Genomic DNA, 14,577 nt, shown 5'->3' on the forward strand with positions numbered 1-14,577 from the left:
GTCGGTTGGCGCGTCTCTGTTTTGACTTTCATGACTGTCGCTCCACATTTTTCTTTCAAGAACGAAACTTTGCATGCTGAAGACGTGCCGCTGACGACGTTGGCGCGGGAATTGGGCACGCCGTTGTATGTGTATTCGCGCAAGGCACTGCATGACGCATGGGGCGCCTACAGTGAGGCGGCCAAGGGACGTGACGTCTTGGTCTGTTTTGGCATGAAAGCCAATTCAAATCTGGCGGTACTCAGCGAGTTCCATAAGCTGGGATCGGGCTTTGACATTGTGTCGGGTGGCGAGCTGGCGCGGGTTCTGGCTGTGGGCGGAGACCCGGGCAAGGTGGTGTTTTCGGGCGTCGGCAAGCAGGCGTGGGAGATGCGCGATGCGCTGCAGGCCGGGGTCAAGTGCTTCAATGTGGAATCGGAAGCGGAGCTTGAGCTGCTGGCGCACGTGGCGGCCCAGATGAATAAGGTCGCTCCGGTATCGCTGCGTGTGAATCCGGACGTCGATGCGCATACGCACCCGTACATCTCGACGGGCCTCAAGGAAAACAAGTTCGGGATCGCAATTGAGGACGCGCCTGCGGTGTACCAGCGGGCCGCTCAATTGAAGAGCCTGGAGGTGGTGGGCGTGGATTGCCATATCGGATCGCAGATAACGGAAGTGGATCCGTATCTGGACGCGCTCGAAAAGCTGCTTGATCTCATTGATACGCTGGCCGCTGCGGGCACGCATATCAAGCATCTGGACCTGGGCGGCGGTATCGGCATCCGGTACACGGATGAAACACCTCTTACACCCAAGATGTTGCTGGACGCAGTCTTTGAAAGGCTGGAGGCCCGCGGTCTTGGGCACTTGCAGATTGTGCTTGAGCCGGGCCGGTCTTTGGTCGGCAACGCCGGTGTACTGTTAACGCAAGTTCAATATCTGAAGCACACAGAGGCCAAGAACTTTGCGATTGTCGACGCCGCGATGAACGATTTGCTTCGTCCAACCTTGTACGATGCCTGGCATAGTGTCGAGCAGGTGGGTCAAGCCGCCGAGAATCGACCGGCAGATGCCAAGACGTACGACGTGGTGGGGCCCATTTGCGAAAGTGGAGACTGGCTGGCGCGCGACCGGAAACTGGATGTTCAGCAGGGTGACTTGCTGGCGATCATGTCGGCAGGTGCTTATGCCTTTACGATGGCCAGCCAATACAATACGCGGCCCCGTCCGGCCGAGGTAATGGTGGACGGCAGCAACTATCATGTGGTGCGTCCACGCGAAACACTGAAAAGCCTGTTCGCAGACGAAAAGCCGCTGCCCTGATGAACTACACCCCAGCAGTCGGACAGCGTCCTGACTTTTGGGGTGTTTCATGAAGGGGCAAGGGCTTTATTACAGTTCGCCGTACGAATGCAGGCCTGACAGGAACATATTGACGCCCAGGAAGGCGAAGCTGGTAATCAGCAAGCCTGCCAGAGCCCAGTACGCCGCCATGCTGCCACGAAGCCCCTTCATGAGTCTCATGTGCAGCCAGGCCGCATAGTTGAGCCATACGATCAGGGCCCAGGTTTCCTTGGGGTCCCACTGCCAATATGCACCCCAGGCGTCGGCGGCCCACAGTGCGCCCAGTATGGTGGCAACCGTGAAGAAGGCGAAGCCGACGGCAATGGCACGATACATGATGTCGTCGAGGATCTCGAGCGAGGGCAGCTTGCGCGAGATCGGACCACGCAGGGCCAGAATCACGCCGACCACTATGGCACCCAGGCCGAAATAAAGCATCCAGGTGGCCGACAGTTCGCGTGAGCCAAACATCATTGGCTCGGCACAAAGAATGGCCCCCAGGATGAACAGCGGCATCAGTTTGCCCCACGACCTGGTTTCGCCATGCTCTTTTACCAGATACGCAAAACCGACCATGGCCGCCAGCGCGAAGGTGCCGTAACCGATAAAGTTGGCCGGTACGTGGATTTTCATCCACCAGCTTTTCAGAGCCGGAACCAGGGGCTGAATCTGGAAGGCATCCCGGGTAAACGAATACCAGAGCAGGAAGAGGACGGAAGAGCTGACCACCAGCAAAACGAATCCGCCCAAGGCACGCGTTGCGTAACGTCTTTCGTAATACAGGTAGAACAAGGCCGTGATAAGCGCAAACAGCACAAAAACTTCGTACAGGTTGCTGACAGGTATGTGACCGATATCCGGCCCCAGCAAGTGCCCTTCACGCCAACGCACCAGCAAGCCGGTGCTGCCCGCATATACAGCGCCCCAGGTAAGCGCAGTTCCCAACCACGCAGCCGTCTTGCTGGCAAACCCTATCCAGTAGCAGATGGTGGCCAGAAAGAACAGCGCGCACATCCACAAGATGGCGGATTGTGAAGAAAACAGATACTTCAGAAAAAATACACTTTCCGAGCGGGTGATGTCGCCCTGCGCCAGGCCACCGCCGTCGCTGTACAGCCAAATGGCAAACAGGGCCGACACCCCGCAAGCAATCATCAGGGTACGCAGAGGTCGCCAGAGCCAGCCCATCCACGTAAAGCCCAGCACCGAACAGCACAGGATGATTTTCTCGTAGTAGTCCATGCTCGCGCTGTAGGCGAACAGCGCGTACCCGGCACCTATCGCCAATACAAGAAAGAACAGGACGTCAGTCCAGTCGGGCTTGCCTCTTTGGCCACGAGAGTCGCCGCTGGGAGTCATGGACTCTTCCCACATGGGGGCGTTGTAGGTCGATTCGGACATGAGGAAACCTCGTTACGTGATCAAGCGCCGGAATGCATCCCGGAACCGCTCAAACTCTTGATTGAAATCCAGATTGCGTCGCTGGGACGTCATGGCTGCCTGCAAGCGGCTACCGTTGCCTTCGGGGGTAATCCATACCCATATGCGGCGATCACGAATGTAGAACATCGAGAACACCCCAATGACCAGAAACAGACAACCCAGGTATACCGCATTCTTGCCCGGGCTGCGGGCAATCTGGAATACGCTGGCCTGCACCTGCTCGAAGCTGTCGAGCGAAAGGAAAACCGGCGCCGGATAATTGGGCAGGTTGGCCAAGGCAAGCAATGACAACCTTAACCAGTCCGCACCCTCCTGGGTGTCGGTAATGGGTTCAAGCCCACGCCGGATCCTGTCCATATCGTACAACTGCGACAAGGTAAGTTGAATCATGGGTACCGCAAACCCCAATACCGTTTCGCGTTCGGCTTCGGGAACCCGTTCGATCAGTCCGTCGAAACCCTGACGTGAGAACGCGTCGATAGCGCCGGCAGCCGCCTTCTGCAACAAGGGACGCTGCGCATCACTGCCTGCGTTTTGCTCGGCAAAACGCAAGGCGGCAAGCTCGCGCAGGGCGGGGTCTTGTAACGCGGCCCGCAACTGCATGAATTCGGTCAAGGACCTGTTGCTGTCGGCTGGAATGCGCATATACCGATAATCTTCGGCCTCGGATTGACGAACGCCGGCCAGAAACACAAGGTGCCCGTCCAGCTCGATGGGCAACATGTAGTTGTTGTATTCGTGCGCCTGCCCATCGCGACCGATAACCCGGTACTGCACGCTGGGGCCGACGTTACGCAGATGCTCGTTTGACGCACCCGCCGCGCTTCCGGTCACCGAGGCTACGTGTTCAATTACAGCCTTGGGTTGCGGTTCGACCCCGGGAGCCATATTTTCGACGTTTATGACCCGCAAGCCCGACATGGCCACCATTATCTTATCTTGACCACCCGCCCCGTCCAGCACGATTTCACTGGATTGTCCGACCGTGCCTTCGACCTTGAGGGGTTTGCTTGCCGGCCCTTCGAGGGGATAGGCCGTAAGTTTGAGGTGGCTGCCCCCGTCGTCGAGGCTGGACTGATAAACGGTGACCCCCTTGTAGCGCAAGGGCTCATTGACTTCGATCAGGCTTTCAAACGTTTCGCCGGTTTCGGGGTCTGTGACCTCGACAAAGCTCTTGAACGAGCTGGGCATGCCGGTGGAATAGTACGAGACGTCGAACTTGTTGAGCTTGATGGAAAACGGTATGGGCTGCACCAATACGCCGTCATCCACTGCGACTATGCCGCTGGCGCTGCGACTTCCCTCAGGCAAAAGCATGTTTGACCGGTAGCTGGGATTGCCAGCGGGCAGCCACCCGGAAGGCGGCACCTCGGAGATCAGCATGTTCTCGGTAATAGGCGTTTTGCCGCCAAACCATACCTGCATGCGCACGGGCAGTTCGCTGTCGAGCAACCCGCCGACCGCGATCACAACGATGGCAGCGTGCGCGAAGATATAGCCCAGCCGGTTTGCAGCACCCTTCTTGGCAGCAACCATCACCGACCTGCCGTCCTGACGCGTCTTGAGCTTATAACCTTGCGACTGCAGCCAGGCGCTGACTTTTTGCACGGACTGAGCAGGCGTCTGGGATGATTCCGCTTCGACCCGATGATGGAATGCGCGCAAGCTGCTGCCGCGAACATACTCGCGAAACGAGCGCATATCGCGCACCATTTTTGGAGTATTGCGAATCAGACAGATACTGGTCGAGACCACCAGGAAAGCCATGATCAGCAGGAACCACCAGCTGTTATACACATGCCAGATGGCAAATTTATCGAAGAGCTCGAACCAGAAGGGACCAAACTGGTCGATATAGGCGCTGGCGACCTGATTCTGCTGAAGCACGGTACCAATAATGCTGGCCACGCAGATAAACATCAGCAAGCTCACTGCAAAGCGCATTGAGCCAAGCAGTTCGATCAGATCTGCACCGAAGCTACGCAGAGAATATGTTTGATTCACGAGTTCGAGTTCACAAAATACTGCCGCACCATGCGTTCAAGTGGCCGCCCATGGCAAAAAGGGGAGCGCCGGCGCCGGCTCCCCCCTTCTGATTGACCGATCGGCGCGGTTTTCGTTCTGGCGCCAGACCGAATTTACAAATTAACGCAGGCCTGCTGCGTAATCCGCCACGGCAGCGATGTCGGAATCGGACATGCGGTCGGCGATGTCGTGCATGATGGCGTTGGCGCGATCATTGCTGCGGAACAATTTGAGCTGGTCGGCGATGTAGCCGGGGAACTGGCCCGCCAGACGAGGGAATTCGCCTGGAACACCAGCGCCGTTGGGCGAGTGGCAACCTGCACAGGCGGGGACACGTTTGTCGGGGATGCCGCCACGCCAGATTTCCTGACCGCGTTGCATGGTCGCTTCGTTGGTAGCCGTAGCAGCAGTTTCGTAATCGAGCGGTTGCTGACCCAGATAATAGGCAACGTTCTGGATATCTTCGTCGGTAAGCGGGGCAGCCATGGGAGTCATGACCGAGGGTGCTCCGTCGGGACCGGTACGTTTGGCAGGCTTGCCGTCTTCGGATTTGAAATCGTGAAGCTGACGTGCAATGTATTCATGAGCCTGACCGGCCAGGTTGGGATTGACCGGGAGCGTGCTGTTGCCGGCCGCGCCGTGGCAACTGGCACAGGAAACAATACCGCGGGCGGCGTCGCCGTTGGTGTAAAGAGCCTCGCCCTTGGCCCCATCGGGCTTGGTGGCGGCGCCTTGCGCATAGCCTACGGAAACCACGGAACAGCCAAGCATCACACCGCTGATAATTAATATTCTGGAAAGCACACGCTTCATGAAGACCTCGACGGATCGCTTATTCGATCTTGGCGCCGACCATGGCCGGCTATGAAAATGTCAGATTTTCGGGCCGACAGGGGCCCGGGCAATTTGACCGCAACAGTTTCAAATCCGAAATTATACAATAGCGGTTAAATTAAACTGATCAGGCCATACATTGTCCATCCTGCACCGCGCTACTTTCACCGTTTCGGCCGCACGCCTCGACCAGTTGCCGCCCCCTACCACTGCCGAGGTCGCGTTTGTCGGGCGGTCCAACGCCGGCAAGTCGTCCGCCATCAACGTACTGGCCAACCAGAAGCGTCTGGCGTTTTCCAGCAAGACTCCCGGCCGCACACGGCTGATCAACTTTTTCGGTATTCCCGACCCTCTCGAGCCCGGGCAGTCGCTGGGCTTCCTGGTCGACCTGCCGGGCTATGGATATGCATCCGTCGCCCGCGAAGCGCGTGAAGAGTGGGCCGACGTTCTGGGCGGCTACCTTCGTCAGCGCGAATCACTGGCAGGTGTTGTCCTGTTGCTCGATATTCGACGCGGTCTCACCGACCTGGACCGCCGCCTTGCCCATTGGATCGCGCCCACAGGCCGGCCGGTTCTGGCCTTGCTGACCAAGGCAGACAAGTTCCCTTACGGCCAACGCCTGAAAGCTGTGGCCGCCGTCAAGAAAGAGCTTGCCGAACTGGGCGAACTCACGGCCCTGCCGTTCTCGGCAACGCATCGCATCGGCCTTGAAGAAGCCGCTGCGCACATTGAAAACTGGATTTCACCCAAGGTAGTGCCATGACCCGTTTCTTACCACCTGTCGATTTTCCCTCCTCGCGCCCGCGCCGTAACCGTCGCGATGATTTCTCGCGCCGCCTGGTGCGCGAAAGCAGCCTTAGTGTCGACGACTTCATCTACCCGGTGTTCGTTACTGAAGGCACTAATGTGCGGCAGCCTGTTCCCTCGATGCCCGACGTATTTCGCTATTCGCCCGACAACTTGCTGAAGGTGGCCGAGGAATGCGCCGAACTGGGTATTCCGGTCCTTGCCTTGTTTCCGGCCATCGACGACAAATTGAAAACCCCCGATGGCATCGAAGCGGCCAACCCGGACGGCCTCATCCCCCGTACCGTCGCAGCCATAAAAGAAAGATTCCCCCAATTGGGCTTGCTTACCGATGTAGCGCTCGACCCATACACCAGCCATGGCCAGGACGGTGTGATCGACGACGATGGCTACGTTCTGAACGAGCCAACAGTCGACATTCTGGTCAAGCAAGCACTGGTACAAGCACAAGCCGGCGTGGATATCGTTGCACCCAGCGACATGATGGACGGTCGAATCGGCGCCGTTCGCAATGCGCTTGAGGCGCAAGGCCATATACACACACGCATCATGGCGTACTCGGCCAAATACGCCAGCGCCTTCTATGGCCCGTTCCGTGACGCCGTAGGGTCAGCAGCAAACCTGGGCAAGTCCAGCAAGGCAACCTATCAGATGGATCCCGCCAACCGCAATGAAGCCCTGCGCGAGGTGGCGGCCGACATCCGCGAAGGTGCCGACATGGTCATGGTCAAGCCTGGCATGCCTTACCTGGACGTGCTGCGCGACGTCAAAGAGGCCTTCGGCATGCCCACGTTTGCGTATCAAGTCAGTGGCGAATACGCCATGCTCAAGGCGGCAGCCGCCAATGGCTGGCTGGATCACGACAAGGTGGTCATGGAATCTTTATTGGCCTTCAAGCGGGCAGGCGGCGATGGCATTCTTACCTATTTCGCCATTCACGCTGCCAGGTTGCTGAAGGAATAGCAATCTGGTTACAGAGCCGTGCCATGCCGGCGGCACGGCCCGCCGGCTAGTTCGCGCCTTGCAGCACTTCGTCCAGCACAGCGCCGAAACGCTCGGCATTCTGAAAGCCAATCACCCGCTTGCTGAGTTCGGCTCCGTCGCGATCAAAAAAGATGATTCCCGGAGGGCCAAAAAGATTGAAACGCCGCAACAGTTCGCGGTGCTCGGGCGTATTGGCCGTGACATCCGCCTGAACCAGCAGAAACTGATTCATGCGCTGCGCCACTTGGGGGTCGGTAAACGTGAAACGTTCCATCTCGATACACGAGACACACCAGTCAGCGTAAAAATCCAGAAGAACGGGTTGGCTGCTTTGTGCGACGATCTCGTCCAGTTCGACTATCGACTCCACTGGCGTGAACTCTGGCAACCGAGCAGTCGGCGATGCCCCCCCGCTTTCAGAGGCCAGCGTATTGGTGGCCGCAAATGGAGCCAAGGGTCGGAACAGATCGCGTCCACCTGCTGCCAGGCCAACTAAAAGCAATATCGACCACACAGCCAACAAGAGGCCGGCCGCACGCAAGACGCTGCGCCACAGCCCCGTGGCGCCAGTGGACACGGGAAGCCCGCCCCTGCGCCCAAAGGCCCCCAACATTACAGCGCTGCACATGGCCAGAAATGCCCAGCCCAAAATGGCGACCCATACCGGGACGACCGGCCTTAGCATCCACCACGCCGTCGCCAGCAGCAGCATGCCGAAGAACTGTTTGACGCCGTCCATCCACGGGCCTGCTCGCGGAATGAGGGCGCCCGAGGTCGCCCCCAGAACCAGCAGCAACAAGCCCTGCCCCCAGGCCATGGCGAACAGGGCACTGCCGCCTAACGCCACGTCACCCGTCTGGGAGATGAACAGCAGGACGCCCGCCAGCGGCGCCGCAACGCAGGGCCCCACGATCAGCGCGGACACCATGCCGATCAGGAACGCGCCGCCCCAACGACCACCGGGGATGTGCGATGCGCGTTCGCTCAGACCGGCCTGCAGTCGGGCGGGAGCCTGAAAGGTATACACGTCGAACATCGCCAATGCCAGCAGGGCAAGCAGCAGCGCGAATACTGACAGGACCCACGGGGTCTGCAACCAGGCGGCCAGACTGGCGCCGACCAGCCCGGCAGCAACGCCCAGCACCGTATAAACCAGCGACATTCCCAGGACATAACTGGCGGCCAAGCCCAATCCACGCCACCTTCCGCGTGGTCCGTGACGCCGCGCGTCTCCTGCAACCACAGCCATGACAATCGGCACCATGGGCAGCACACAAGGGGTGAAGGTAAGCAACACACCGAACAAGAAGGCAAGGCCAACAAGTTCAACCCAACCTATGTCAGCCAGATAAGAGGCAAGACCGGTGTCGCCCAGGCTCAATACCCCACCAACGCCCTCGGCTCGACCGGAGCCCGTTGCAGCCCCCTGTCGGGCCAGTTCATCTTGTGGCGGCGGAACGCTTTCGACGACGCCCTCGCCCTGCACCCGATAACCCAGGTCGGCAGGCATCAGCTGCAGCGCAAAGGTCATTGGCGGATAACATAAGCCGGCGTTGGCGCAGCCCTGTCCGGTAATACGCAGTGGCACTGCCTGCTGAGCCCCTGCCTGCAGGGGCAGCCGTATGGTTACCTGGTCGTGATAGACCTCCATGTCTTCGTCAAAGGTGGGGTCGTATTTGACAGTGCCTCGAGGATAAATCGGCTCGCCTGCGATCGCCGTATCCAGTTCGAATGCGAAGCGGTCCCGATACATGTAATAGTCGGGGGCAATCTGGAAGTGCACGTGCAGTTCGGTGGGATTGGCCATGGCGGCCGACAACACAAACGCTTCAGCCGGGTCGAGGAACTCTTCTTCGGCCTGGGCCGGTATCGTCAGGACACTCAGGGCCACCGCCATAAGCAAGCACAGAGCCCGCTTCAGCTGACGTAGCGCCTGAAAACCGATAAACTCTCGCGGACAAGCGTCGGCCCGCGCACTGCCCTGGCCGCCTGCTGCGCCTAACCTCGATACCATGCCTTCTTCCTTATTGACCGCGAGTGCTCAGGACGCAGTCGTTTGCTGCTTTACCCAATCGAGGTAAGGCTGAGCCCCACCTTCAACGGACAGAACCAGAACCTCGGGGACCTCGTATGGATGCAATTCGATCAGGCGGCTCGTCATGGCCGCCAACGCCGTCCTGGATGTTTTGATGACAAGAGGGACTTCTTCGGTGCCCTCGAGCTTGCCCTCCCACATATACATGGACAAGACCGGCGCACCAAGGTTCACGCAAGCAGCCAGGCCTTCTTCAACCAGCATGTGAGCAATGCGCTTCGCTAAAAGCATATCGGGAGCATTGCTAAGTACTACCACCACGTCGTTCGCCATGAGCACTCCCTCTGTCGGAACCTCAAACCTCGTTATTTTAGCGGTTCGGGCAGCAGGGTTCCGGTGGGGCATGCGGTGCGGTCCCGGCAGTGCGCCAACATTGTGGCCGTACCGCCGGAAACCAGCGTCGGGTTCTTAGGGTTCGAGGATCATGGCCAGGGTGGCCCGCGTAAGCTCGCTGTCCGCGTCAGCCCATTCGCAAAGCAGGTTGAAATGGTTGCACTGGGGCACGTGCAGCCGATTTACACTGACACCTGCGGCACGACATGCCGCGTCGTAGGCGTCCGTCTGGTTTTTGAAACCGTCGGTTTCAAGGCCTCCGACAGCCAGAACGGCAGGCAATCCCGTACGGGGCAAATGGTGCATCGGACTGACTCGCGGGGTCTGATCCGCATGCAATTGCAGCCACTCATTGGGCGCGACATCACAAAGCGGGGCCAACTCGTACAAGCCGCTCAAGGCCGCCAAGCCCTTTACGACATCGTCCGGCAAGCCATAGGAGGCAGTCCAGCCCTGAGCAGCAGCCATGGCCGCCAGATGGGCTCCGGCCGAACTTCCTGCCACGTAGATGCGGTTGGGGTCGACACCATACTGTGCACCGTGCGTGTAAAGCCAAGCCACGGCGTTGCGCACCTGCCGCACGACTTCCGGCAGTGTAGCCTCGGGCAGCAATGTGTACTCGAGCGTGCAAACCGCCACCCCCGCCTGAACAAATGGCTTGACCATGATGGGCGCGTCTTCTTTGGCCTGAGAACGCCAATAGCCCCCGTGGATAAACACAAACACCGGGGCCGGAGTTGACCGCAATACCGTCGGAAAGATATCGAGCCGTTCGGCGTTGGCCGGGCCGTATTTCAGATCATACAGCCCGACGCAGTCGCGGTTGACCTCTCGCGCGAGACGCGCGTACTCGGCCACACAGGCGTCAAAATCTGCTACCGATCCCCGTGCATCGTACTGCCGACCCCGTTCGGCAAGATCTGCAAAACGAAGGTCGACGTCGGTGCCATCATTAACACGCTGATTCAAGGTCTTCCCCGCCTCACTTCATTTCGCATTCGGCAGCGAAGGCGTCCCGCTCACCGCTCATGACCTTTTTCAGAACCGTGGGCATCAGATTGCCATCGGCATCTTTTTCGATCTTGTTCAGGTAGTAATCCTGAATGGGATGATGATTGGTATCGAAGGCGAAGTTTCCTCGTACCGACTTGAAATCGGCCTTGCGCAAGGCTTCGCGGAACTCGTCAGCCCGGCTCAGGTCGCCGTCGACGGCCTTGAGGGCCGATGCAATCAGGCGCGCAGTATCGTACGACAAAGCACCGTAGTGCGTGGGTACCCGACCGTATGCCTTTTTGAAGTCTTCAACAAATTGTTTGCTTTCGGGCAGATCGAGCGTCGGCGACCAAAGAGCGGTGGTGTACAGCCCTTCAGAAGCGTCGCCGGTTGCCTGAATCATGCGCAAATCCATCGAAAACACCGGCAGGAACATGGGCACGGTATCTTTCAGGCCCGAATTGGCATATTGCTTGGCAAAGTTGATGCCGGCGCCACCGGGGTGAAACTGATAAATGGCGTCAGGCTTGAGATCGCGCAGACGGGCAAGCTCGACCGAGAAATCATTCTGGTCGAGCTTGGTGTAGATTTCGGCAACCACATTGCCCTTGTATTCGCGCTTGAAGCCTGTCAGTGCGTCGCGACCTGCCTGGTAGCTGGGTGCCAGCAAGGCGACATTCTTGAAGCCCTGCTCGGTGGCAGCACGACCTGCAGCAGAGTGAAGCGAAGTGTTCTCGAACGAGGCTACAAAGTAGTTCTTGTCGCAACGCTTGCCGGCAAATTGCGACGGGCCGGCGTTAAGACTCACGTAGAAGGCACCCTCTTTCAAGATGCTTGGCACTGCGGCCATCAGTACGTTCGAAAAATTGATGCCCGTAAATAACTGAATGCCCTCTTGCAGCATTTTTTCGGCAGACTGCTTGCCGGTAGGTGGTTTCAGGCCATCGTCTTCAATGACCAATTGCACAGGCACGCCGCCAAGCTTTCCGCCTTCTTGGTCGATGGCCAACTGAAAGGCGTCACGTTGGTCTTCACCGATATAACCGGCCGGCGTCGACAGGGTGGTAATGAATCCGATACGAAGCGGATCCGCCGCTGCAGCGGATTGCGCTACCGTAAGCCCGATAACGCCAAGGCATGCCAATGTTAATTTGCGCAGCATATTTCCTTCCTTGAATGAGCCGGCCAGAAGCCAGCGGGGATGCGACTTCTTAACAGGTATATTTTATAAAAAACCAAAAATTTTCGTAATGGTATCCTTTTTTCAAGAATTCGTGCAATGCGGTTTACCCCCAATGTGCCCATACAAAAACACCCCAGACCGCCCGTTGCGGATCTGGGGTGTTTCGAATTTCTGAACGCCGGGCCTCGTCGGCCCGCAGTGTCTTATTCTGCAGCTTCTTCGGCGTCTTCGACTTCGGGACGATCGACAAGCTCGATGAATGCCATCGGAGCGTTATCGCCCTGACGGAAACCCATCTTCAGGACACGTGTGTAACCGCCGTTACGCTCTTTGTAGCGGGGGCCGATCACATCAAACAGCTTGGTAACTGCTTCGCGGTCACGCAGGCGGGCAAACGCCAGGCGCTTGTTGGCGACGGAAGGCTCTTTGCCCAAAGTGATGAGGGGTTCGACAACGCGGCGCAGTTCTTTTGCCTTGGGCAAGGTCGTCTTGATTGCTTCGTGAGTAATCAGGGAAACAGCCATATTGCGGAACATGGCAAGACGATGGGCGCTGGTGCGATTAAGTTTACGCAGACCGTGACGGTGACGCATGATGATTTCCTTTGAATCTATGTGTGCGAAAGTGATTTCGCGGTTAGCCGGCTCTTCTATCAGAAAATCTGCGGGCCGATCAAGGGGTAGAACTATACAGCAAAAAAAGGTCAACTACTGTGCCGGTGGCGGCTGTGCACCACCTTCAGCAGTTCAAAAAGCCCGATGCAAGACCACGCATCGGGCCAGATACCACTTTTACGGACGCTCAAGGCCCAGCGGTGGCCAGTTCTCGAGCTTCATGCCCAAGGTCAGGCCACGTGCGGCAAGGACTTCCTTGATTTCGTTGAGCGACTTGCGACCCAGATTGGGCGTTTTGAGAAGCTCGTTTTCGGTGCGCTGGATGAGATCGCCGATGTAGTAGATGTTTTCGGCCTTGAGGCAGTTGGCCGAGCGAACCGTAAGCTCGAGGTCGTCGACCGGACGCAACAGCACGGGGTCGATCTGAGGCGTACCACGTGCCGGAGCTTCGTACGAATCGCCAACGCCTTCCAGTGCAGCAAACACCGAGATCTGGTCCATCAGGATGCGGGCCGATTGGCGGACAGCTTCTTCAGGAGACAACACGCCGTTGGTTTCGATATCAAGAATCAGCTTGTCGAGGTCGGTACGCTGCTCGACACGAGCGCTTTCAACCGAGTAGCTGACGCGGCGAACCGGGCTGTACGAGGCATCAAGAACGATACGACCAATAGTGTGCGAACGGTCGTCGGCCAGTGCGCGAACGTTACCGGGCACATATCCGCGTCCCTGCTCGACCTTGATATGGATTTCGAGCTTTCCAGCTTCGGTAAGCGTAGCAATCACGTGATCGGGGTTGATGATCTCGACGTCGTGAGGCAGTTCGATATCGGCGGCCGTGACGACGCCTGCGCCTTCTTTGCGCAGAACCAGGGTAACCTCGTCGCGGTTGTGCAGCTTGAATACCACGCCCTTAAGGTTAAGCAGAATGTCGACGACGTCCTCACGCACGCCAGCGATGGTGGAGTATTCGTGCACCACACCGGTGATCTGCACTTCGGTGGGCGCATAGCCGGTCATGGATGACAACAGAATGCGACGCAGTGCATTGCCCAGAGTATGGCCGTAGCCACGCTCGAATGGCTCCATGATCACGCGAGCGCGATTCTTGCTGACGGGTTCGACTTCGATCGAACGGGGCTTCAGAAAACCTTGAGACGACATGTGTGTTCCTTTTCAATACCCTCGGCTCGTTACACCGATAAGGCTGACGGATGAACCGCTTGTCTGGCGGTAGATGACACAGCCCAGGTTCCAGCAAACGACTGAAACATGGGCTGTGCCTTGATGCTGCAAACGCAAAAACCGATTAACGCGAGTACAGTTCGACGACCATCGACTCGTTGACGTCGCGGGCGACATCCGAGCGATCGGGAACCTGCTTGAAGACGCCCGACAACTTGCTGGCGTCGACTTCAACCCACTGGGGGAAGCCTTGGCCGGAAGCCAGATCGAGAGCTTCGCGGATACGGAGCTGCCCCTTGGCCTTCTCGCGGATGGAGATGACGTCGCCGGGCTTTACGATAATGGAAGCGATATCGGCGGTTTTGCCGTTAAGCTCAACCGAGCGGTGATTGACCAGCTGACGCGCTTCGGCGCGGGTCGATCCGAAGCCCATGCGGTACACAACGTTGTCGAGACGGGATTCGAGCAACTGGATAAGCGTTTCACCAGTGTTGCCACGACGGCGCTCGGCTTCGGCAAAGTACTTGCGGAACTGCTTCTCGAGCACACCGTACATGCGCTTGAGCTTTTGCTTTTCGCGCAGCTGCAGACCGAAGTCGGACGTACGAGCGCCCGAGATACGGCCGTGCTGACCGGGTTTGGATTCGAGCTTGCACTTCGAGTCGAGCGAACGACGTGCGCTCTTGAGGAAGAGGTCGGTACCCTCGCGACGCGAGAGCTTGCATTTAGGTCCAATATAACGTGCCATGGTTTCC

At 58.2% G+C, this 14,577-nt stretch carries 13 protein-coding genes; 3 read left to right on the top strand and 10 right to left on the bottom strand.

Annotated elements, in window-relative coordinates:
- Positions 1–30 precede the first annotated feature (30 nt).
- The gene (lysA, locus tag Q1J88_RS05055) at positions 31–1,305 is read left to right on the top strand and encodes a diaminopimelate decarboxylase (protein WP_301116471.1); all 1,275 of its coding nucleotides are present in this window, start codon (positions 31–33) and stop codon (positions 1,303–1,305) included.
- Between the two features lie 69 nt (positions 1,306–1,374).
- On the opposite strand, the gene ccsB is transcribed toward lysA, so the two are convergent.
- The 3 genes from ccsB to Q1J88_RS05070 form a co-directional block, all read right to left on the bottom strand.
- Positions 1,375–2,727 (bottom strand): c-type cytochrome biogenesis protein CcsB, encoded by a 1,353-nt coding sequence (gene ccsB, locus Q1J88_RS05060; RefSeq protein ID WP_301116472.1) that lies wholly within the window; start codon positions 2,725–2,727, stop codon positions 1,375–1,377.
- A 12-nt stretch (positions 2,728–2,739) separates the two neighbouring features.
- Positions 2,740–4,713 (bottom strand): cytochrome c biogenesis protein ResB, encoded by a 1,974-nt coding sequence (locus Q1J88_RS05065; RefSeq protein ID WP_301116504.1) that lies wholly within the window; start codon positions 4,711–4,713, stop codon positions 2,740–2,742.
- Positions 4,714–4,914: 201 nt separating this feature from the next.
- The gene (locus Q1J88_RS05070; RefSeq protein ID WP_301116473.1) at positions 4,915–5,607 is read right to left on the bottom strand and encodes a c-type cytochrome; all 693 of its coding nucleotides are present in this window, start codon (positions 5,605–5,607) and stop codon (positions 4,915–4,917) included.
- Positions 5,608–5,767: 160 nt separating this feature from the next.
- Between Q1J88_RS05070 and yihA the strand changes: the two genes are divergently transcribed.
- Entirely contained in the window at positions 5,768–6,391 is a 624-nt protein-coding gene (yihA, locus tag Q1J88_RS05075) for a ribosome biogenesis GTP-binding protein YihA/YsxC (protein ID WP_301116474.1), read from the top strand.
- Positions 6,388–7,398 (top strand): porphobilinogen synthase, encoded by a 1,011-nt coding sequence (hemB, locus tag Q1J88_RS05080; protein WP_301116475.1) that lies wholly within the window; start codon positions 6,388–6,390, stop codon positions 7,396–7,398. Before yihA ends, hemB begins: the two co-directional genes overlap by 4 nt.
- 46 nt (positions 7,399–7,444) lie before the next feature.
- Here the strand turns inward: hemB and dsbD are convergent, their stop codons facing one another.
- The 7 genes from dsbD to rpsD form a co-directional block, all read right to left on the bottom strand.
- On the bottom strand, positions 7,445–9,433 hold the full coding sequence (dsbD, locus tag Q1J88_RS05085; protein ID WP_301116476.1) for a protein-disulfide reductase DsbD: 1,989 nt from the start codon (positions 9,431–9,433) through the stop codon (positions 7,445–7,447).
- A 27-nt stretch (positions 9,434–9,460) separates the two neighbouring features.
- Positions 9,461–9,793, bottom strand: coding sequence for a divalent-cation tolerance protein CutA (gene cutA / locus Q1J88_RS05090; RefSeq protein WP_301116505.1), 333 nt, complete (start codon positions 9,791–9,793; stop codon positions 9,461–9,463).
- Between the two features lie 129 nt (positions 9,794–9,922).
- A complete protein-coding gene (locus tag Q1J88_RS05095) occupies positions 9,923–10,816 on the bottom strand; it encodes an alpha/beta hydrolase (RefSeq protein WP_301116477.1) in 894 nt (297 codons plus the stop codon).
- A 13-nt stretch (positions 10,817–10,829) separates the two neighbouring features.
- Positions 10,830–12,002 carry an ABC transporter substrate-binding protein gene (locus Q1J88_RS05100; RefSeq protein ID WP_301116478.1) on the bottom strand — a complete coding sequence of 391 codons (1,173 nt, stop codon included), beginning with the start codon at positions 12,000–12,002 and terminating at the stop codon, positions 10,830–10,832.
- Between the two features lie 224 nt (positions 12,003–12,226).
- Positions 12,227–12,616, bottom strand: a complete 390-nt coding sequence (rplQ, locus tag Q1J88_RS05105; RefSeq protein ID WP_301116479.1) for a 50S ribosomal protein L17 — start codon at positions 12,614–12,616, stop codon at positions 12,227–12,229.
- Between the two features lie 198 nt (positions 12,617–12,814).
- The gene (gene rpoA / locus Q1J88_RS05110; RefSeq protein WP_301116480.1) at positions 12,815–13,801 is read right to left on the bottom strand and encodes a DNA-directed RNA polymerase subunit alpha; all 987 of its coding nucleotides are present in this window, start codon (positions 13,799–13,801) and stop codon (positions 12,815–12,817) included.
- Between the two features lie 145 nt (positions 13,802–13,946).
- Complete coding sequence (rpsD, locus tag Q1J88_RS05115) at positions 13,947–14,570, bottom strand: 30S ribosomal protein S4 (RefSeq protein ID WP_301116481.1); 624 nt, start codon at positions 14,568–14,570, stop codon at positions 13,947–13,949.
- Positions 14,571–14,577: the final 7 nt, after the last annotated feature.

Origin of the sequence: Pusillimonas sp. (genome assembly GCF_029263785.1) — a bacterium.
GTDB lineage: Bacteria > Pseudomonadota > Gammaproteobacteria > Burkholderiales > Burkholderiaceae_B > Pusillimonas.

Excerpts from the sequence above, each read along its gene's own strand:
- rpoA (WP_301116480.1), bottom strand. The coding sequence starts at position 13,801 with ATGTCGTCTCAAGGTTTTCTGAAGCCCCGTTCGATCGAAGTCGAACCC.
- dsbD (WP_301116476.1), bottom strand. The coding sequence starts at position 9,433 with ATGGTATCGAGGTTAGGCGCAGCAGGCGGCCAGGGCAGTGCGCGGGCC.
- Q1J88_RS05100 (WP_301116478.1), bottom strand. The coding sequence starts at position 12,002 with ATGCTGCGCAAATTAACATTGGCATGCCTTGGCGTTATCGGGCTTACG.
- Q1J88_RS05070 (WP_301116473.1), bottom strand. The coding sequence starts at position 5,607 with ATGAAGCGTGTGCTTTCCAGAATATTAATTATCAGCGGTGTGATGCTT.
- rpsD (WP_301116481.1), bottom strand. The coding sequence starts at position 14,570 with ATGGCACGTTATATTGGACCTAAATGCAAGCTCTCGCGTCGCGAGGGT.
- lysA (WP_301116471.1), top strand. The coding sequence starts at position 31 with ATGACTGTCGCTCCACATTTTTCTTTCAAGAACGAAACTTTGCATGCT.
- ccsB (WP_301116472.1), bottom strand. The coding sequence starts at position 2,727 with ATGTCCGAATCGACCTACAACGCCCCCATGTGGGAAGAGTCCATGACT.
- Q1J88_RS05065 (WP_301116504.1), bottom strand. The coding sequence starts at position 4,713 with ATGCGCTTTGCAGTGAGCTTGCTGATGTTTATCTGCGTGGCCAGCATT.
- rplQ (WP_301116479.1), bottom strand. The coding sequence starts at position 12,616 with ATGCGTCACCGTCACGGTCTGCGTAAACTTAATCGCACCAGCGCCCAT.
- hemB (WP_301116475.1), top strand. The coding sequence starts at position 6,388 with ATGACCCGTTTCTTACCACCTGTCGATTTTCCCTCCTCGCGCCCGCGC.